The sequence below is a fragment of the Variovorax sp. 05T418 genome (genome assembly GCF_056396385.1).
In genome coordinates this window covers 24137-40619 of the sequence record NZ_JBFTLJ010000019.1, presented here as the reverse complement: position 1 = coordinate 40619, position 16483 = coordinate 24137, and the positions used below count along the sequence as shown (strand labels likewise).

General features: G+C 68.4%; 21 protein-coding genes. 13 read left to right on the top strand and 8 right to left on the bottom strand.

Going from position 1 to position 16483, the window contains the following annotated elements; genetic code table 11:
• Positions 1-29: 29 nt before the first annotated feature.
• The 4 genes from AC1DMS_RS27855 to ureC are packed head-to-tail and all read left to right on the top strand — an operon-like array spanning position 30 to position 2996.
• The gene (locus AC1DMS_RS27855; RefSeq protein WP_018906796.1) at positions 30-332 is read left to right on the top strand and encodes an urease subunit gamma; all 303 of its coding nucleotides are present in this window, start codon (positions 30-32) and stop codon (positions 330-332) included.
• Positions 333-360: 28 nt separating this feature from the next.
• On the top strand, positions 361-960 hold the full coding sequence (locus AC1DMS_RS27850) for a HupE/UreJ family protein (RefSeq protein WP_062365611.1): 600 nt from the start codon (positions 361-363) through the stop codon (positions 958-960).
• A gap of 8 nt (positions 961-968) precedes the next feature.
• On the top strand, positions 969-1274 hold the full coding sequence (locus AC1DMS_RS27845) for an urease subunit beta (protein ID WP_062365610.1): 306 nt from the start codon (positions 969-971) through the stop codon (positions 1272-1274).
• Between the two features lie 3 nt (positions 1275-1277).
• Positions 1278-2996 carry an urease subunit alpha gene (gene ureC / locus AC1DMS_RS27840; protein WP_018906793.1) on the top strand — a complete coding sequence of 573 codons (1719 nt, stop codon included), beginning with the start codon at positions 1278-1280 and terminating at the stop codon, positions 2994-2996.
• 3 nt (positions 2997-2999) lie between these two features.
• Here ureC and AC1DMS_RS27835 read toward each other — a convergent pair whose 3' ends face one another.
• Together AC1DMS_RS27835 and AC1DMS_RS27830 are read right to left on the bottom strand one after the other, a co-directional pair.
• A complete protein-coding gene (locus AC1DMS_RS27835; protein ID WP_015867018.1) occupies positions 3000-3404 on the bottom strand; it encodes a type II toxin-antitoxin system death-on-curing family toxin in 405 nt (134 codons plus the stop codon).
• Positions 3401-3628, bottom strand: coding sequence for an AbrB/MazE/SpoVT family DNA-binding domain-containing protein (locus AC1DMS_RS27830; protein ID WP_015867019.1), 228 nt, complete (start codon positions 3626-3628; stop codon positions 3401-3403). Before AC1DMS_RS27830 ends, AC1DMS_RS27835 begins: the two co-directional genes overlap by 4 nt.
• 71 nt (positions 3629-3699) lie before the next feature.
• Between AC1DMS_RS27830 and ureE the strand changes: the two genes are divergently transcribed.
• The 3 genes from ureE (at position 3700) to ureG (ending at position 5978) form a co-directional block, all read left to right on the top strand.
• Positions 3700-4308, top strand: a complete 609-nt coding sequence (gene ureE, locus AC1DMS_RS27825; RefSeq protein WP_062365608.1) for an urease accessory protein UreE — start codon at positions 3700-3702, stop codon at positions 4306-4308.
• Between the two features lie 329 nt (positions 4309-4637).
• Positions 4638-5309, top strand: coding sequence for an urease accessory protein UreF (locus AC1DMS_RS27820; RefSeq protein ID WP_062365607.1), 672 nt, complete (start codon positions 4638-4640; stop codon positions 5307-5309).
• An 18-nt stretch (positions 5310-5327) separates the two neighbouring features.
• A complete protein-coding gene (ureG, locus tag AC1DMS_RS27815; RefSeq protein WP_015867022.1) occupies positions 5328-5978 on the top strand; it encodes an urease accessory protein UreG in 651 nt (216 codons plus the stop codon).
• A 9-nt stretch (positions 5979-5987) separates the two neighbouring features.
• Here the strand turns inward: ureG and AC1DMS_RS27810 are convergent, their stop codons facing one another.
• The 4 genes from AC1DMS_RS27810 to AC1DMS_RS27795 all read right to left on the bottom strand — a co-directional run bounded on the left by AC1DMS_RS27810 (position 5988) and on the right by AC1DMS_RS27795 (position 8763).
• Positions 5988-6527 (bottom strand): hypothetical protein, encoded by a 540-nt coding sequence (locus AC1DMS_RS27810; RefSeq protein ID WP_062365606.1) that lies wholly within the window; start codon positions 6525-6527, stop codon positions 5988-5990.
• A 79-nt stretch (positions 6528-6606) separates the two neighbouring features.
• Positions 6607-7230 (bottom strand): ATP-binding protein, encoded by a 624-nt coding sequence (locus AC1DMS_RS27805; protein WP_018906787.1) that lies wholly within the window; start codon positions 7228-7230, stop codon positions 6607-6609.
• A gap of 13 nt (positions 7231-7243) precedes the next feature.
• Positions 7244-7528 carry a hypothetical protein gene (locus AC1DMS_RS27800; protein ID WP_018906786.1) on the bottom strand — a complete coding sequence of 95 codons (285 nt, stop codon included), beginning with the start codon at positions 7526-7528 and terminating at the stop codon, positions 7244-7246.
• A gap of 77 nt (positions 7529-7605) precedes the next feature.
• A complete protein-coding gene (locus tag AC1DMS_RS27795) occupies positions 7606-8763 on the bottom strand; it encodes a porin (protein WP_062365605.1) in 1158 nt (385 codons plus the stop codon).
• 201 nt (positions 8764-8964) lie between these two features.
• Between AC1DMS_RS27795 and AC1DMS_RS27790 the strand changes: the two genes are divergently transcribed.
• The 3 genes from AC1DMS_RS27790 to AC1DMS_RS27780 all read left to right on the top strand — a co-directional run bounded on the left by AC1DMS_RS27790 (position 8965) and on the right by AC1DMS_RS27780 (position 12808).
• Entirely contained in the window at positions 8965-9633 is a 669-nt protein-coding gene (locus AC1DMS_RS27790) for a nuclease-related domain-containing protein (protein ID WP_062365604.1), read from the top strand.
• Positions 9634-9708: 75 nt separating this feature from the next.
• Positions 9709-12111 (top strand): outer membrane protein assembly factor BamA, encoded by a 2403-nt coding sequence (gene bamA, locus AC1DMS_RS27785; protein ID WP_062365603.1) that lies wholly within the window; start codon positions 9709-9711, stop codon positions 12109-12111.
• 16 nt (positions 12112-12127) lie between these two features.
• Entirely contained in the window at positions 12128-12808 is a 681-nt protein-coding gene (locus AC1DMS_RS27780; RefSeq protein WP_062365602.1) for a response regulator, read from the top strand.
• Here the strand turns inward: AC1DMS_RS27780 and AC1DMS_RS27775 are convergent.
• Together AC1DMS_RS27775 and AC1DMS_RS27770 are read right to left on the bottom strand one after the other, a co-directional pair.
• Positions 12769-13050, bottom strand: a complete 282-nt coding sequence (locus tag AC1DMS_RS27775; RefSeq protein WP_062365601.1) for a hypothetical protein — start codon at positions 13048-13050, stop codon at positions 12769-12771. The two genes, AC1DMS_RS27780 and AC1DMS_RS27775, sit on opposite strands and share 40 nt — an antisense overlap.
• Positions 13047-13382: a hypothetical protein gene (locus AC1DMS_RS27770; RefSeq protein ID WP_015867031.1), complete on the bottom strand. Its 336-nt coding sequence runs from the start codon at positions 13380-13382 to the stop codon at positions 13047-13049. The genes AC1DMS_RS27775 and AC1DMS_RS27770 overlap by 4 nt, the downstream gene beginning before the upstream one ends.
• Positions 13383-13480: 98 nt before the next feature.
• On the opposite strand from AC1DMS_RS27770, the gene AC1DMS_RS27765 reads away from it, so the two are divergent.
• The 3 genes from AC1DMS_RS27765 (at position 13481) to AC1DMS_RS27755 (ending at position 16337) form a co-directional block, all read left to right on the top strand.
• On the top strand, positions 13481-15070 hold the full coding sequence (locus AC1DMS_RS27765; RefSeq protein ID WP_062365600.1) for an ATP-binding protein: 1590 nt from the start codon (positions 13481-13483) through the stop codon (positions 15068-15070).
• The gene (locus AC1DMS_RS27760) at positions 15067-15759 is read left to right on the top strand and encodes a response regulator (RefSeq protein WP_018906779.1); all 693 of its coding nucleotides are present in this window, start codon (positions 15067-15069) and stop codon (positions 15757-15759) included. The genes AC1DMS_RS27765 and AC1DMS_RS27760 overlap by 4 nt, the downstream gene beginning before the upstream one ends.
• A 131-nt stretch (positions 15760-15890) precedes the next feature.
• Positions 15891-16337, top strand: a complete 447-nt coding sequence (locus AC1DMS_RS27755; RefSeq protein ID WP_015867034.1) for a universal stress protein — start codon at positions 15891-15893, stop codon at positions 16335-16337.
• Positions 16338-16483: the final 146 nt, after the last annotated feature.

Sequence of the window (16483 nt, the reverse complement as noted above, 5' to 3'; positions counted from 1 at the left end):
CCGACCTCCCGCCACCCGAAGCCGCCCCAATGGAACTGACCCCGCGCGAAAAAGACAAGCTGCTGATCTTCACCGCAGCACTGCTGGCCGAACGCCGCAAGGCGCGCGGGCTGAAGCTCAACTACCCCGAAGCCGTCGCGCTGATCTCCGCCGCCGTGATGGAAGGCGCGCGCGACGGCAAGAGCGTCGCGGCGCTGATGAGCGAGGGCCGCAGCGTGCTCACCCGCGCCGACGTGATGGACGGCATCGCCGAGATGATCCCGGACATCCAGGTGGAAGCCACCTTTCCCGACGGCACCAAGCTGGTCACCGTGCACCAACCCATCGTCTGACTCTCCCCCCGGAACAAGAAAGCCTGCCATGCGCCACAACGCTTCCAAGACGCTTGCCCTCATTGCCATGCTGCTGCCGCTCGCGGCCAGCGCCCACACCGGCGCCGACGGCGGCGTGCACCACGGCTTTGCCACCGGCTTCCTGCACCCGCTGACCGGCGCCGATCACCTGGCGGCGATGGTCGCGGTCGGCCTCTGGAGCGCGCTGGCCGCCCGCCGCGCCTGGCCCGATCTGCTGTGGGCGCCGCTCGCCTTCGCGGGCATGCTGCTGGTGGGCGGGCTGATGGGGCTCGCAGGCGTGCAGCTGCCGGCCGTCGAACCGATGATCGCGGCCTCGCTGCTGGTGCTGGGCCTGCTGGTCGCCACGCGCGTGCATCTGCCGGCCGTGGTGGCCGTGGCGGTGGTCGGCGTGTTCGCGGTGTTCCACGGCGTGGCCCACGGCTACGAGCTGGCCAGCGAAGACGGTGCGGCCCTCACGCTCGCCGGCATGGTCGGCGCCACGGTGCTGCTGCACGCCGCCGGCATGGCGATCGGCTGGGCGCTGCGCCGCGCCAACGCCTGGCTGCCACGCGTGGCCGGCGCCGCTGTGCTCGGCCTGGGCGCAACGCTGCTGGCCCAGGCCATCTGAGGCCGGCCATGATCCCTGGCGAACTCTTCACCGACGACGGCGAGCACACGCTCAACCCGGGCCGCCGCACCCTCACGCTGGTGGTGCAGAACACCGCCGACCGGCCGATCCAGGTCGGCTCGCACTATCACTTTGCCGAGACGAATGGCGCGCTCGGCTTCGACCGCGCGGCCGCACGCGGCATGCGGCTGAACATCGCCTCGGGCGCCGCGGTGCGCTTCGAGCCGGGCCAGCAGCGCACGGTCGAGCTGGTCGACCTTTCGGGCGATCGCATCGTCTACGGCTTTCGCGGCCTCGTTCAAGGGAAACTTTAAAAAATGGCCACCATCGGGCGACGCGCCTATGCAGAAATCTTCGGCCCCACCGTGGGCGACCGCGTGCGGCTCGCCGACACCGACCTGCTGATCGAGGTCGAGGCCGACTACACGCTGCGCGCCGGCGGCTACGGCGAAGAGGTGAAGTTCGGCGGCGGCAAGACCATCCGCGATGGCATGGCGCAATCGCAGCGCACCAGGGCCCAAGGTGCCGTCGATACCGTGCTGACCAACGCGCTGATCCTCGACCACTGGGGCATCGTGAAGGCCGACATCGGCTTGAAGGACGGGCGCATCGCCGCCATCGGCAAGGCCGGCAACCCCGACGTGCAGCCCGGCGTGGACATCGTCATCGGCCCGGGCACCGAGATCATCAGCTGCGAGGGCAATATCGTCACCGCCGGCGGCATCGACAGCCACATCCACTTCATCTGCCCGCAGCAGATCGAGGAAGCGCTCGCCTCCGGCATCACCACCATGCTGGGCGGCGGCACCGGCCCCGCCACCGGCACCTTCGCGACCACCGCCACGCCCGGCCCCTGGCACATCGAACGGATGCTGCAGGCGGCCGATGCGTTCCCGATGAACCTGGGCTTCCTCGGCAAGGGCAATGCGAGCCTTCCGGATGCGCTGCACGAGCAGATCGAAGCCGGCGTCATGGGCCTGAAGCTGCACGAGGACTGGGGCACCACGCCTTCGGCCATCAGCAACTGCCTGGACGTGGCCGACGCCACCGACACGCAGGTGGCGATCCACAGCGACACGCTCAACGAGTCGGGCTTCGTCGAGAACACCATCGCGGCCGTGGGCGGCCGCTCGATCTGCGCCTTCCACACCGAAGGCGCGGGCGGCGGCCATGCGCCGGACATCCTGCGCGTGGTGGGCGAGGAGAACTTCCTGCCCTCCTCCACCAACCCCACCATGCCCTACACCGTGAACACGCTCGACGAGCACGTCGACATGCTCATGGTGTGCCACCACCTGGACGCCGGCATTGCCGAGGACCTGGCCTTTGCCGAGTCGCGCATCCGCAAGGAAACCATCGCCGCCGAGGACGTGCTGCACGACCTGGGCGCGATCAGCATGTTCAGCTCCGACAGCCAAGCCATGGGCCGCGTGGGCGAAGTGGTGCTGCGCTGCTGGCAGACCGCGCACAAGATGAAGCTGCAGCGCGGCAAGCTGCCCGAAGACAACGAGCGCAACGACAACTTCCGCGCCAGGCGCTACGTGGCCAAGTACACGATCAACCCCGCCATCTCGCACGGCATTGCGCACGAGGTGGGCTCGATCGAGGTCGGCAAGTGGGCCGACATCGTGATCTGGAAACCCGCCTTCTTCGGCGTGAAGCCCTTCACCCTCATCAAGGGCGGCACCATCGCCATGGCCGCCATGGGCGACCCCAACGCGTCGATCCCCACCCCCCAGCCGGTGCACTACCGCCCGATGTTCGGCAGCTACGGCGGCTCGCTGGCCAGGAGCTCGCTGACCTTCGTCTCGCAGGCCGGACTGGCCGCGGGCATCAAGGAACGCTACGGCCTGGCAAAGCACCTGAGCGCGGTGAAGAACATCCGCAATGTGCGCAAGAAGGACCTGGTCCACAACGGCTACACGCCGAAGATGGAGATCGATGCGCAGACCTATGCGGTGCGCGCCGACGGGCATCTGCTGACCTGCGATCCGGCGGTGCAGCTGCCGCTGACGCAGCGGTATTTTCTGTTCTAAATGTCAGCTGCTCCGAGGCGCGAGATGAGCGCGGATCCACTCCGCAAGCGCCTCTTCCTCGAGCTGGCCGGCGGCGAGCTTGAGTGTGGTCAGCACGCAATCGTGGTCGGTCGCGCGAAGCTCAAACCCATTGAGGTCCAGAAAAACTTCCATGGCGACGAAAGCCGTTCTTTTGTTGCCGTCGGTGAATGGATGGTTGCGGGCAATCCCGAAGGCGTAGCTCGCAGCCAGTGCCGCCGCGTCGGGCGATTCATAAAGCGCCCGGTTTTGCGGTCGCCCCATGGCGGAAACGAGCAGCCCCTCGTCGCGTACTCCGGCGGGACCTCCATGCTCGGCCAGCTGTTCTTCGTGGACAGCATGAATCAATTGAAGGCTGAGCCAGACCCAGGCGTCGTTCGCGGCGCTCACTTGGCGAGCTCGCGCAGCACGTTGCGCCGCTTCTTCATGATGCGGCGGGCTGCTTCCATCTGGCGCTCGAACTCCTCGTCATACGGAGTCATGGTGAACCCCCCGCCTGCGGCTTGCGTCAGGTAAATCGTGTCACCCTTGCCGACATTCATGCTCGCCAGCACTTCCTTGGGCAGGATGACTCCGACCGAGTTGCCGATCTGGGTCAGTTTGAGGGCGGACATGGAAAGCTCCATTCAATCGAAGTTATAACAAGCGTTATATTATTCCGCCTTACTGGGAGTCGCAAGCCACCATGCTCACCGCCAACAAACTCATGCCCCAAGGCCGCGGCCTTGCGCCCGTGCTGCTCAAGCGCGCCGCCACCATCGAGCTCGACTGGGACGTGCGCCAGAAAAGCCGTTTCGACGCCACCGATTCACAGGGCCGGCAGATCGGGGTGTTCCTGCCGCGCGGCACCGCCGTGCGCGGCGGCGACGTGCTGGTGGCCGAGGACGGCTCGCTGGTCCGCGTAATCGCGGCGCCGCAGCCGGTGCTGCGCATCACGCATTGCACGGCCCACGGCACGCCGTTCGACCTGACGCGCGCGGCCTATCACCTGGGCAACCGGCATGTGCCGATCGAGCTCAAGCCCGACCACCTGAAGATCGAGCCCGACCATGTGCTGGCCGACATGCTGCGCTCGATGCACTTGATCGTCGTCGCGGTCGAGGAAGCCTTCGAGCCCGAGGGCGGCGCTTATGGTTCGCACGAGCATTCGCACGGGGCCGGCCATGATCACGCGCACGACCATGGCCACGCGCATGGCAGCAGCAAAGGCGCGAAGCCGCTCGTGCTCGCACCGGAACTGCTCGATGACCATGATCATTCGCACGATCACGGCCATCATGGGCACTCGCACTGAAATGAGATCGGCTTGGTGCGTTGTGCGTCATTCAGGGCGCGCTCCCGCCGACGGGGTACGCGGCTCCGCGAATGTCCTCCGGCCTGCGGCCTCCCCCTTGATTTCGCTGCGCAAGGCACCCCATCGGCGTGATCGTTATCAGCCACGGTCGTTGATCGCGGTTCACCGGCAGCGTGCCCGAGTGCACAGGGCATCGGGTGCTCCCCGCAGCGAAATCAAGGAGGAGGGGCGTAGCCCCGGGGGACATTCGCGGAGGGGAGTACCCGGTGGCCTGTGCACGCGCCCCGAACAACAGCGCCCCCCAACACGACGCGCAGCAAAGAGCTGACATGCCCGACCCCCACAGCCTCCTGCAGCTCATCTGGCTCGCCTCCCCCGCCCTGCCCGTCGGCGGTTTTTCCTATTCGGAAGGCGTCGAGGCGGCCGTCGAATGGGCCGGCATCGATTCGGAAGCCAAGGCCATCGAGTGGCTCTCCGACCAGTTGCACCTGAGCTTCGCGCGCGGCGACCTCGCGCTGGTGGCGCAGGCCATCCCGGCCTGGCGCGCAGGCGACGCAGTGCGCATCCGAGAACTCAACACTTGGGTGATGGCCACCCGCGAATCGGCCGAGTTCTTCCTGCAGACCGAACAGATGGGCCGCTCCTTCGTCGAATGGCTCAGGCTGCACCACGGCGACACGGCTGCCGTTTTTGCCGGCCTGCCCGCGAGCTATCCCGTCGCCTTTGCCTTTGCCGCGAGCCGCACCGGCGCCTCGGTGCACGACGGCTGCCTGGCCTTTGCCTTCGGCTGGGCCGAGAACATGGTGGCCGCGGCGGTCAAGGCCGTGCCGCTCGGCCAGAGCGCGGGCCAGCGCATCCTGGCCCGGCTCGCCAACGAGATTCCCGCCGCCGTCGAGCGCGCCATGCAGCTTGGCGACGACGAGCGCCAGGCCTTTGCGCCCCTCTTGGCCGTGCTGTCGGCACGGCATGAAACACAATACTCGCGCCTCTTTCGAAGCTGACCGAACCGGACAACGCCCATGACCTCCGCCCTGCACCACATTCCCCATCGCACCAAGAAACTGCCGCCACTGCGCGTGGGCATCGGCGGCCCGGTCGGCTCGGGCAAGACCACGCTGCTCGAGATGCTCTGCAAGGCCATGCGCGACAAGTACGACCTCGTCGCCATCACCAACGACATCTACACCAAGGAAGACCAGCGCCTGCTCACCGTGGCCGGCGCCCTGCCCGCCGAACGCATCATGGGCGTGGAGACCGGCGGCTGCCCCCACACCGCCATCCGCGAAGACGCGTCGATCAACCTCGAGGCCATCGACCGCATGCTCGAGGATTTTCCCGATGCCGACGTGGTGTTCGTCGAATCGGGCGGCGACAACCTCGCGGCCACCTTCAGCCCCGAGCTGTCGGACCTGACGATCTACGTGATCGACGTGGCGGCCGGCGAGAAGATTCCGCGCAAGGGCGGCCCCGGCATCACCAAGAGCGACCTGTTCGTCATCAACAAGACCGACCTCGCGCCCTACGTCGGCGCGAACCTCGACGTGATGGAGCAGGACACGCAGCGCATGCGCCGCCAGCGGCCCTACGTGATGACCAACCTCAAGACCCACACCGGCGTGGCCGAGGTGGTGGCGTTCATCGAGAAGCGCGGCATGCTGACCGCAGACTGAGGCACGCCCTCAGAGTTCGCTGCCGTCGCGCAGCTGCCGCGCCTTGTAGACCAGCCGCACGCCCCCGCGGCGCGCATCGCGCACGTGCTGCAGGTACACGTCGGCATCCTCGTGCGTCCACGCCGCGTAGGCACTGCCGGGATCGTTCGAGGCCAGCTCGGCGCCGAAGGCCGCGCGGCCCCATCGGAGCAGTTCGGCAAACGCGGCCGCGCCGCCGTCGGGCACCGCCGATGCGGACGCGAGGTACTCGACGCGCCGCAGCTGCGAATCGGCAAAGAAGAAGGTCGGTTCGAACACCAGCCCCGCCATCGAGACCGGCGCCCCCTGCCAGCCGCCGACCAGGCGGCCCGCGAGCCGCTGCGGCCGCGGCACGCGCTCGATCGTGGGCATTGCGGCCTGCAGCTCGACGGCCGTCATGCCGAGCCGCACGCCGGGCGGCAGCGCCTGCGCATGCAGCGCCCCGGCAGCAAAGACTGCGGCGCTCGCGGCGAGTGCGCGAACGAGCAGACCGAAAAAGAGCGGGGGAACGAGGGATCGCAGCTTCGACATCGGAACAGGAAAGAATCAATTTGCGGCCAGCACAGGCAGCGAGCAAGCCGCAAGTATCGTGCGAGCGAAGGCCCGGCACTCAGCCTCCCGCCGACGCCGCCCGCCCGGGCAGCGGCAGCCGCAGCGTCAAGCCCAGCGCGCCGCCCGCGTCCGGCGCCGCATAGATGCGCCCGCCGTGGCGGCTCGCGATGCGCTCGCACACGCGCGCACCGGCATGGCCGACGGCCTGCGTCGCCTCGAGAAAACGCGCCAGCGGCGGGCTCGCATCGGAAGCATCGAGATCCCTCCAGTGGATGACGGCCTGGCCGCGTTCCACCCGCGCCGAGACCTGCAGCGTGGCGCCGGGGGACATGACCTTTGCCGCATAACGCGCGATCTTCGAAAGCAGTTCCTCGAGCTCGGCCTCGATGCCGAACACGGGCACCACCTCGTGCGGAACCCGGATGTCGAAGCGGATCGGCCAGCCGGACGCGCCTTCTGAATCTTCAAAACTCCGCAGCGACGCGACAAGCGGCCGCAGGTCCTGCATGCGGCTCTCGCGCATCTTCTGCTCGGCCTCGTGGCGGGCCTCGGCGGCCATTTCGCGCGCTTGCGCGCCGGCCTTGAGGTTGGCAACGAACAGGGAGGCGATGAAGGCCAGCACCGCGGCCAGGCCGAGTGCAACGACGATGGCAATGGCCAGGCCCAGGTTGCTTGAATACATGGCTCGTGCGCCTTCAGCGCCCCTGCGGCGGCCGGAACTCCAGCGCACCACCGGGACCGCGTTCGCAAGTCCCGGTCAAGCTGTCGGCGCGAGGACCCGGAAGCACCGGACGCGCGCCTTCGGCCTGGCCGTCGCACACGTCCCATGCGGCCATGGGCGGCCCTGGCGGTGCTTCGCCGCGAAAACCCGCGTGCCAGCCGGGCAGCGGGCCATGGGGCGGCGGCGGGGGAAGCATGATGCAGCCGGACAAGCCGGCCGCGGCGAGCAGGCCCGCCAGGTAGGGGTGGATTCTGGTCATTCGAACCTCATGAACAAGTTCACGGGCACATGCGGCGGGGCTGTGCATTGCAAGGCCCCGCCGCACCTCGCCTGTCGTCAGAACGCGTGCCGGATGCCGAAGTCGTAGCCCGTGGACGAGCGCGGCAGGCCGGTGTAGCTGACGCCGGCGCTGCCGTAGCCCGTGGTGCTCGCGGCGCTCAGGCTGCCGGTGTAGGCCGCATCGTTGCGGTTGTTCACGCGGGCCACGGTCGCGTACAGGGCCGTGCGCTTCGAGAGGTTGTGCACATAGCCGATGGCCAGCTTCTGCGCGCGCGGATCCTCGCCCGTGATGCCCGCGGCGCCTTCGTCGTAGCGCACGGTCGAGTACGACGCGCGGATCACGCCCGCGCCCACCGGCATGCTCGCGCCGATCAGGTAGCCGTTGTAGCTGTCGTGGCTGTTGCCGACGGCCAGGTCGAACTTGTTCTTCACGTTCGACAGCTCGCCGAACAGCTTGACCGGGCCGAAGTCGTACGACGCGCCGAGGTTGATGGTCTGCACCTTGCGGGTCAGCGAGGTAGTGTCCACCGCAACGTTCTCGCCCACGGCCAGTGCCACGTCGAGCGGCCCGTTCGCATAGCCGAAGCGCCCGCCCGCGTAGCGGCCCGCGCTGCTGCTGGTGGCGGCCGTGAGGTCGGTGGCGCCGGTCCGGGTGTTCTCGTTCAGGCTGTATTGCAGCTGGCCGTAGAAGCCACCGAGGTTGGGCGGCAGGAAGTAGCCGACCATGTTGCTCGCACGCACGTAGTTGGTGTTGTTCAGGCCGGTGCTGCCGCTCACGGTGTTGATCACGCTGGCGCCCGAGCCGTTGGTGCCGAACGGATCGAAGACCGTGTCGTTCCAGAAGGTGGCGGTGTAGTCGCGGCCCAGCCGCAGTTCGCCGAAGCTGCCCGACAGGCTCACGGTGGAGCGGCGGTTGAAGGTGGAGATGCCGGTGGCGCCGTCATCGTTGGTGATCGGCGCTTCGAGCCAGAAGCTGGCGGCCAGCCCGCCGCCCAGGTCTTCCGTGCCACGGAAGCCGATGCGGCTGGAGTTGTAGCCGGAGTTGGCGAGGCTCCACTTGCTTTGCTTGGAGGCAAGGCCTGTGGCCGCGTCGCGCGAGGTGGCCGACTGGTAGGTCACGCCGGCATCGATGACGCCGAACAACGTGACGGACGATTGGGCAGAGGCCAGGCCGGCAACGGCCAGCGCGGCGAGTGCCGTGAGGGATTTCTTCATACAGGTTTCTCCGGTTTTCAGCAGCTCTTCATCGAGCAGCTGGACGGATGGTCCCGTTCAAAATTGGAGGAATCTGGTCGATGCAGCCGGCTTTGCATCGACTGTTGTTTGTGCGCACGCCCAAGCCCCTGGGCCCTGCAAGGCCTCGTACCAGAAATCTCCCAAATGGCACGCAATGCTCGGCACCCGAAGGAGCCCGACATGACCATTGCATTGCAGAACACCATCGCAGCCTCGCTGGGTGTGCAGCAGCTCGCCAGCGCATTCAGCCCGGCCTTTTCCCATTTGCGCATTCTTCGCGACCTGATCATCCCGATGCCCGAGGGCAGCGTGGTTCGCACCGCCATGATCGATGCGGTGCTGGTGTGCGAAACCGGCGTCTACCTGTTCGAGATCAAGGCCTGGCGCAATGCCTTCGTCTACCGCAAGAAATCGGAGGCGGCGCCGCCGCGCTGGTTCCTGCGGCTGCAGGGCTGCAGCCGGGCACGCGAGGTGAAGGACCCCGCCTGGCAGGGCGGCCGCAAGACCACGCAGCTGCGAAGCCTGCTGAGCGACGAACTGCGGCTGCAGTATTTCGTGCTGCTGCCCTGCGAGGGCGTCGAACTCGAAGGCGTGATGCCCGCCGCCGTGATCACCCAGCAGGACCTGCCCTACATTGCGCGCCTGGTGCGCAACAACGGCCGCACCGCGCGCACCTATCCGCTGCTGGATGCCGGCGCCATCGACCGCACCGCGCAGCGGCTGCTCGACATCCAGGGCAGCCTCTCGCTCGACGAGCACATGCAGAACTGCCGCGAAAGAAGCGAGCAGATCTCCACGCGCTGGAACGGCGCGGGCGCTGCTGCAGCGGCAGGCATCGGGCTGCAGTAGGCGGCGCCTGCGGCACGCCACCGCGCGGCGCAGGGCATCCCAGATTTCTCCGACTTTGGCGGGGACCATGCGGCGATGAATCCTTCCAAGCCCGCCTGCGTCCTTGCCGCCATGTTTCTCTCGATCGCCTGCGCGCCCGCCTGGGCCGCCGATCCGTTCACCGTCAGGGACATCCGGCTCGAAGGCCTGCAGCGCGTGGAGCCCGGAACGGTGTTTGCCACGCTCGGCATCAAGGCGGGCGACACCTACAGCGACGAGCGCGGCAGCGCAGCCATCCGCTCGCTGTTCGAACTCGGCCTCTTCAAGGACGTGCGCATCGACATCAACGGCAGCGTGCTGGTGGTGATCGTCGAGGAACGCCCGTCGATTGCCGACGTCGACTTCGTCGGCACCAAGGAATTCGACAAGGCCGCGCTCCAGAAGGCACTGCGCAGCGTGGGCCTGGCCGAGGGCCAGCCCTACGACAAGGCGCTGGCCGACCGCGCGGAGCAGGAACTCAAGCGGCAGTACATCAGCCGGAGCCTCTACAGCGCGCAAGTCGTCACCACCGTGACGCCGCTGGAGCGCAACCGCGTCAACCTGACTTTCAGCGTGACCGAGGGCGAGTCCGTGCGCATCAAGGAAGTGCGCGTGGTCGGCAACCAGGCCTTCGGCGAAAGCACCCTGCTCGACCTGTTCGACCAGGACAGCGGCGGCTGGCTGAGCTGGTACACCAAGTCGAACCAGTATTCGCGCAGCAAGTTCAACGGCGACCTGGAGACGCTGCGCTCCTTCTACGTCACGCGCGGCTACCTGGAGTTCCGCATCGACTCCACGCAGGTCGCCATGTCGCCGGACCGGGAGACGCTCACGCTCACGGTCAACATCACCGAAGGGCAGAAGTTCGCGGTGGCCGGCGTCAAGCTCGCGGGCAACTACCTGGGCCGCGAAGACGAGTTCAAGTCGCTCGTGACGATCCGCCCCGGCCAGCCCTACAACGGCGAAGACGTGAACGCCACCACCCGGGCCTTCACCGACTATTTCGGCACCTTCGGCTATGCCTTCGCACGCGTCAAGGCAGAAACCGAGATCGACCGCGACAACAACCGCGTCACGCTGGTGCTGCGGGCCGAACCTTCGCGGCGCGCCTACGTGCGGCGCCTGAACATCGGGGGCAACGCAAGAACGCGCGACGAAGTCATCCGCCGCGAGTTCCGGCAGTACGAGGGCGCCTGGTACGACGGCAACAAGATCAAGCTCTCGCGCGACCGCGTGGACCGCCTGGGCTTCTTCACCGACGTGAACATCGAGACCACCGAGGTGCCGGGCTCGCCCGACCTGGTCGACCTGGCGATCAACGTGACCGAGAAGCCCACCGGTTCGCTGCAGCTCGGCGCGGGCTACTCGTCGACCGATAAGGTCTCGCTGAGCTTCGGCATCACGCAGGAGAACGTGTTCGGCACGGGCAACTACCTGGGCCTGCAGGTCAACACGAGCTCGTACAACCGCACCGTCTCCCTCACGGCCACCGACCCGTACTTCACGCCGGGCGGCATCTCGCGCACCTTCAATGTGTTCCACACCACCACCCGCCCCTACTACCAGGCAGACGGCAACTACAAGCTCGCGAGCGATGGCGGCTCGGTGCGCTTCGGGCTGCCGCTCGGGGAGCTGGACACGGTCTACCTGGGCATCGGCGTGGAGCGCTACAGCTTCACGCCGGGCACCAACGGCGCCTACACGCTGGTCGACGGCTCCTACGTCTACACCGGCACGCCGCAGGCCTACCTCGACTACTTCCAGTGCACGGGCACCGCGCCGAGCGTGGTGTGCGCATCGAGGAACATGGTGGGCATTCCCGCGACCATCGGCTGGGCACGCGACGACCGCGACAGCGCGCTGGTGCCCACCACCGGCCGGCTGCAGAGCGCCAACCTGGAGGTGGGCGTGGGCAGCGAGCTGCGCTACCTGAAGAGCACCTACCAGTACCAGCAGTACTTCGCGCTGTCCAAGCAGTACACGCTGGCCGTCAACGGCCAGCTCGGCTATGCCAAGGCGCTGGGCGGCACCACGTACCCCATCTTCAAGAACTTCTATGCGGGCGGGCTCGGTTCGATCCGCGGCTTCGAGCAGAACTCGCTCGGGCCGGTCGATGCGGTCACGGGCGGTGCGCTCGGGGGCACGCGCAAGGCGATCTTCAACATGGAGTTCAGCACGCCCTTCCCGGGCGCGGGCAACGACCGGTCGCTGCGGCTGTACACCTTCTTCGATGCCGGCAACGTGTTTGCCGAGCGCACCGCGAGCATGACCGACGCGCAGTGGAAGGCGCAGAACCGCCTGCGCGCCTCGGCGGGGGTGGGCATCAGCTGGATTTCCCCGCTCGGCCCGCTGCGCCTGGCCTATGCGGTGCCGCTCGTGTACCAGAAGCTCGACGAAGCCAACGGCATTGCGGCGGACCGGACGCAGCGCTTCCAGTTCCAGATCGGCACCTCGTTCTGAAGCGGAGCACCCCTCGATGAGCCGCATCCTGCTGGCCGAAAAAGGCCGCGAGATGGCCGCCGTCTTGCTCGAAGGCTTGCAGCGCGCAGGCCACGACGTGGAGCACATCGCCGATGGCGCCGCGGTGCTCGACCGCATCCTCAGCTCGCCGCCGGCGCTCACGCTGCTCGACACCGCGCTGCCGCGCATCGGCGGCCTCCGGGTGCTGGAGCAGGTGCGCTCGCACAGCGACCATCCGATCATCGTTCTGACGGCCCGCACGCGCGAGGCCGACCGCCTGCGCGGCCTGGACCTGGGCGCCGACGACTATGTGTGCAAGCCCTTCTCGCCGCGCGAAGTGGTGGCGCGCGTGAACACGGTGCTGCGCCGCCATGCGCAGCGCCAGCGCATCGCCATGGCCTCGCCTTCGGTGGCCTTCGGCGGCAGCGCCCACAGCGTGAGGATCGAGGGACAGCTGCTCGCGCTCACGGGCCGCGAGCTGAACCTGCTGCAGGCGCTGTCACGCGAGCCGGGCCGGGTGTTTTCGCGCTCCGCGCTGCTCGAGGCGGCGTTTGCAGATGCGCTCGATGTGAACGAGCGCGCAGTCGACGGGCACATCAAGAACCTGCGCAGGAAGCTCGCCGCCGCATCGCCCGCGCACGACTGGATCCGCTCGATCTACGGGGTCGGCTTTGCCTTCGAGGAGCGGCCGGCCTGAGCGCGTGCGCAGAGCTCGCGCGGCGGCCGGGCGGCGCGGCTGTCGGTGACCATGATCGGCGCCAGCGTGGAAAGCGCCGAGCTGCCCGCGCGGACCCGGCCGGCCGCGACGCATCCGCCGCTCGCCGCCACCACGGCGCCGACCACCAGGCCGCAGGCGGCCAGCAACCCCAGGAGGCGCTGCGCCAGCATGGGCCCGTGGTCTTCCGCAGCCTCGGCGCGGACGTGCCAGACGGCGCTCATGTGCGCGGAGGCTCGGTGGCGGTGCCGGTCCCGCCCGATCGGGTGGCGCGTGCTTCCGCCCACACCACCAGCAGCGCCCAGACATGGGCCACCGCCCAGAACAGCGCGGCCAGCAGCAGCAACAGCGCGTCCATCCCCGGATCGGACCAGAGCTCGGTCCAGGACCACGGCGAAGGCGCCGGCGCGCAGTACCCCGGACTCGCCCATGCGAGCGCGGGGGCCACGAGGGCCTGCCAGGCCTTCTTCTTCGGGGAGCATCGGTGCGTGAGCGGGTTCATGGCGCGCATCGTGCGGTTCGATTCGGGAGAAATGTGGGAGAGCGGTTCTCCCAATTTCCTCCTCGATTCGCGGCCATGATCGGCCGCTCCTCCATGACGCATTCCCGCCCCGTACGCATGCCGCAGAATGCGGCCATGCCTCCCCCGAGCCCATGCCGCGCCTGACACTTTCCAGGAAGATCTTCCTGGCGCTGGCCGCCTTGCTGATCGTGCTGCTGCTCAGCTTCGCGGGGCTTTCCATCGTGGCGCTGCAGCGCGGCCTCGGCTCCTACGTGGCCGAGATCGAGATCCGGCGCATGGACTGGCTCTCGCAGCTGCTGCTCAAGCACTATGCGGCCAACGGCGACTGGAAGAAGCTGCAGGGCAACGACGATGCCTGGCAGCGCCTGCAGATGGGCCGGCTCGCCGCGGTGCTCGACGGCGCCAGCAATGCCGACGAAAGAAAGCTCCCGCCCTGGTACGAGAACCGCGGGCCGGGCGCAAACGGCAACGGCCCCGAAGGCAACCCCGAGAACGGATCGCGCCCGCCGCCTCCTGCGCCCTCGCCCCAGCTCGAGCTGCTGCCCCGGCGCTTTCCGCCGCCACCGCCGCTGGGCTTCTTTCCCGATCCGCGCGAAGCCGCCGACTCGATCTTCCAGCGCCTGGGCGTGGTCGACGCGCACGGTGCGCACGTGGTCGGCGCCAAGGTCGACCCGGAGAATGCCGCGCGCCTGCCGATCCGCCACGGCCGCTCGGTCGTCGGCTACCTGGTGCTTGCGCCGATGCAGGGCCTGGAGAGCGAGGCCGACCGCGCCTTCCTCGCGCGCCAGTCCGGCGTGATCGCCCTCACCGGCCTGTGCGGGCTGGCCTTTGCGCTGATGCTGTCGTGGCTGCTCGCGCGGCGCTGGTTCCGGCCGATCGACGAGCTCACGCAGGCCGCGCAGCACGTGGCGCGCGGGCGGCTGTCCACGCGCGTGGCCGTGCATGGCTCGGACGAGCTTGCGCTGCTCGGCAAGACCTTCAACGACATGGCGCAGCGCCTGGACACGGTGGAGGCCTCGCGCCGCGCCTGGCTGGCCGATGCGGCCCACGAACTGCGCACGCCGCTGGCCGCCATGCGCGCAGAAATAGAGGCGCTGCAGGACGGCGTGCGCAGCTTCGACGAGCGCACCGCGCTGCGGCTGCATCGGCAGGTGATCCGCCTCGGCCAGCTGGTGGACGACCTGCGCAGCAGCATGCGCGAGCCGCAGAACGACCTGCTCGCGACCACCGTGTTCCCGCTCTCGCTGCTGAAGGAAGCGCTCGACCACACGCGCGACCGGTTCGCTGCGCGCGGCATCGCGGTCGACCGCAGCGCCATCGACCGTGTCTCGGCGCGCGCCCAGCCGATGATCGACGGCGACGCGCACCGGCTGCACCAGGTCTTCATGAACCTGCTGGAGAACACGCTCGCCTACACCGACGCCGGCGGCCGGCTGCGCATCGGCGCCACGGTCGACGGGGCGTGGACGGGCAACAACCTGACCCTGCAATTCGACGACAGCGCGCCCGGCGTTGCCGAAGCGGAATTGCCGCGCCTGTTCGACCGGCTGTTCCGCGGCGAGTCGTCGCGCAGCCGCGAGCTCGGCGGCTCCGGGCTCGGCCTGTCGATCTGCCGCGCGGCCATCGAGGCCCATGGCGGCACCATCGACGCCCAGGCTTCGGAGCTCGGCGGACTGCGCGTGACCATCACCCTTCCGCTGTCGAGGAGCGCGTCGCCATGACCCGTATCGTCATCGTCGAGGACGAGCTCGACATCGCATCGGTGGTGCAGGACTACCTGCGCCACGCCGGCTACGAGACCACGCATTTCGCCGACGGCCAGAGCGCGCTCGACCACCTCATCGCCTCGCCGCCCGAGCTCACGCTGCTCGACATCATGCTGCCGCGTCTCGACGGCATCGAGGTGCTGCGCCGCGCGCGGGAGCACACCAGCCATCCGATCATCATGCTCACCGCGCGCATCGAGGAGGTCGACCGCCTGCTCGGGCTGGAGCTGGGCGCCGACGACTACGTCTGCAAGCCCTTCTCGCCGCGCGAACTGGTGGCGCGCGTGCGCGCCGTGCTGCGGCGCACCGAGCCGCCCGCGGAGCGCGGCCAGGCGCGCCAGGGCATGTCCGGCCTGGTGCTGGACGACGTGCACTGGCGCGCGTCGCTCGAAGGCACGCCGCTCAATCTCACACGCCGCGAGTTCGGGCTGCTGCAGGTGCTGTCGCGGCACCCGGGCCGCATCTTCTCGCGCGCCCGCCTGCTCGAGCTGGCCTACGACGACACCATGGACGTGACGGAGCGCGCCATCGACAGCCACGTGAAGAACCTGCGCCGCAAGCTCGGCGCCGTCACGCCCTCGCACGACTGGATCCGCTCGGTCTACGGCGTGGGGTTTGCGTGGGAGGCGCCGGCCCAGGCCTGAGCGTGCGTGGGCGCTCTCCCGTCGTTTGCGATTAGGGGCCGCAGCCCAGCTTCGTTGCTTGAAGGGCCCCTGCCCGCGAACTAGACTGGAATGCGAAGGCACCCGCAGTGCCGGGGGCCAAGGAGTCGGCCATGTACAAGCGCATCCTCGTCCCCACCGATGGCTCTTCGCTCTCCGAGCAGGCGGTTGCCACTGCCATCGACCTGGCGCTGCTGGCGGGTGCCGAACTGGTGAGCGTCACTGTCGCGCACATCCAGCCTTATGGCTATTTCGAAGGCTCGATGGTGCTGAACCAGCGCGAGATCGAAGCCTCGCAAGAACAGGTGGAGCAATCCGCGCAGCGCCTGGTCGATGCGGTCAGGAGCGCCGCCATCGCCCGGGGCGTGCGCAGCGCGCAGGCCATCGTCATGAAGTCGAACCAGGTGGCCGAAGCCATCATCGCCACGGCCAAGAACCAGCAGTGCGACCTGATCGTGATGGCCTCGCACGGCCGGCGCAGCCTGGCGCGGCTGCTGATGGGCAGCGAGACGCTGCATGTGCTGACCCACTCGCACATTCCGGTGCTGGTGCTGCGATAGAAGCCTGATCGAAGTGCGCCCGAGGTGAAATTTTTCACGGCCGGGCACCGGCATCGGCCGCTCCTCGTGAACGCGCCGCTCCTGGTGCGACTCACTCCCTGACTGCCATCCGCAGCTCGCGCAGGGCTGCGGAAGGTACAGTGCCC

Excerpts from the sequence above, each read along its gene's own strand:
- AC1DMS_RS27855 (WP_018906796.1), top strand. The coding sequence starts at position 30 with ATGGAACTGACCCCGCGCGAAAAAGACAAGCTGCTGATCTTCACCGCA.
- AC1DMS_RS27850 (WP_062365611.1), top strand. The coding sequence starts at position 361 with ATGCGCCACAACGCTTCCAAGACGCTTGCCCTCATTGCCATGCTGCTG.
- AC1DMS_RS27845 (WP_062365610.1), top strand. The coding sequence starts at position 969 with ATGATCCCTGGCGAACTCTTCACCGACGACGGCGAGCACACGCTCAAC.
- ureC (WP_018906793.1), top strand. The coding sequence starts at position 1,278 with ATGGCCACCATCGGGCGACGCGCCTATGCAGAAATCTTCGGCCCCACC.
- AC1DMS_RS27830 (WP_015867019.1), bottom strand. The coding sequence starts at position 3,628 with ATGTCCGCCCTCAAACTGACCCAGATCGGCAACTCGGTCGGAGTCATC.
- ureE (WP_062365608.1), top strand. The coding sequence starts at position 3,700 with ATGCTCACCGCCAACAAACTCATGCCCCAAGGCCGCGGCCTTGCGCCC.
- AC1DMS_RS27820 (WP_062365607.1), top strand. The coding sequence starts at position 4,638 with ATGCCCGACCCCCACAGCCTCCTGCAGCTCATCTGGCTCGCCTCCCCC.
- ureG (WP_015867022.1), top strand. The coding sequence starts at position 5,328 with ATGACCTCCGCCCTGCACCACATTCCCCATCGCACCAAGAAACTGCCG.
- AC1DMS_RS27810 (WP_062365606.1), bottom strand. The coding sequence starts at position 6,527 with ATGTCGAAGCTGCGATCCCTCGTTCCCCCGCTCTTTTTCGGTCTGCTC.
- AC1DMS_RS27805 (WP_018906787.1), bottom strand. The coding sequence starts at position 7,230 with ATGTATTCAAGCAACCTGGGCCTGGCCATTGCCATCGTCGTTGCACTC.
- AC1DMS_RS27800 (WP_018906786.1), bottom strand. The coding sequence starts at position 7,528 with ATGACCAGAATCCACCCCTACCTGGCGGGCCTGCTCGCCGCGGCCGGC.
- AC1DMS_RS27795 (WP_062365605.1), bottom strand. The coding sequence starts at position 8,763 with ATGAAGAAATCCCTCACGGCACTCGCCGCGCTGGCCGTTGCCGGCCTG.
- AC1DMS_RS27790 (WP_062365604.1), top strand. The coding sequence starts at position 8,965 with ATGACCATTGCATTGCAGAACACCATCGCAGCCTCGCTGGGTGTGCAG.
- bamA (WP_062365603.1), top strand. The coding sequence starts at position 9,709 with ATGAATCCTTCCAAGCCCGCCTGCGTCCTTGCCGCCATGTTTCTCTCG.
- AC1DMS_RS27780 (WP_062365602.1), top strand. The coding sequence starts at position 12,128 with ATGAGCCGCATCCTGCTGGCCGAAAAAGGCCGCGAGATGGCCGCCGTC.
- AC1DMS_RS27775 (WP_062365601.1), bottom strand. The coding sequence starts at position 13,050 with ATGAGCGCCGTCTGGCACGTCCGCGCCGAGGCTGCGGAAGACCACGGG.
- AC1DMS_RS27765 (WP_062365600.1), top strand. The coding sequence starts at position 13,481 with ATGCCGCGCCTGACACTTTCCAGGAAGATCTTCCTGGCGCTGGCCGCC.
- AC1DMS_RS27760 (WP_018906779.1), top strand. The coding sequence starts at position 15,067 with ATGACCCGTATCGTCATCGTCGAGGACGAGCTCGACATCGCATCGGTG.
- AC1DMS_RS27755 (WP_015867034.1), top strand. The coding sequence starts at position 15,891 with ATGTACAAGCGCATCCTCGTCCCCACCGATGGCTCTTCGCTCTCCGAG.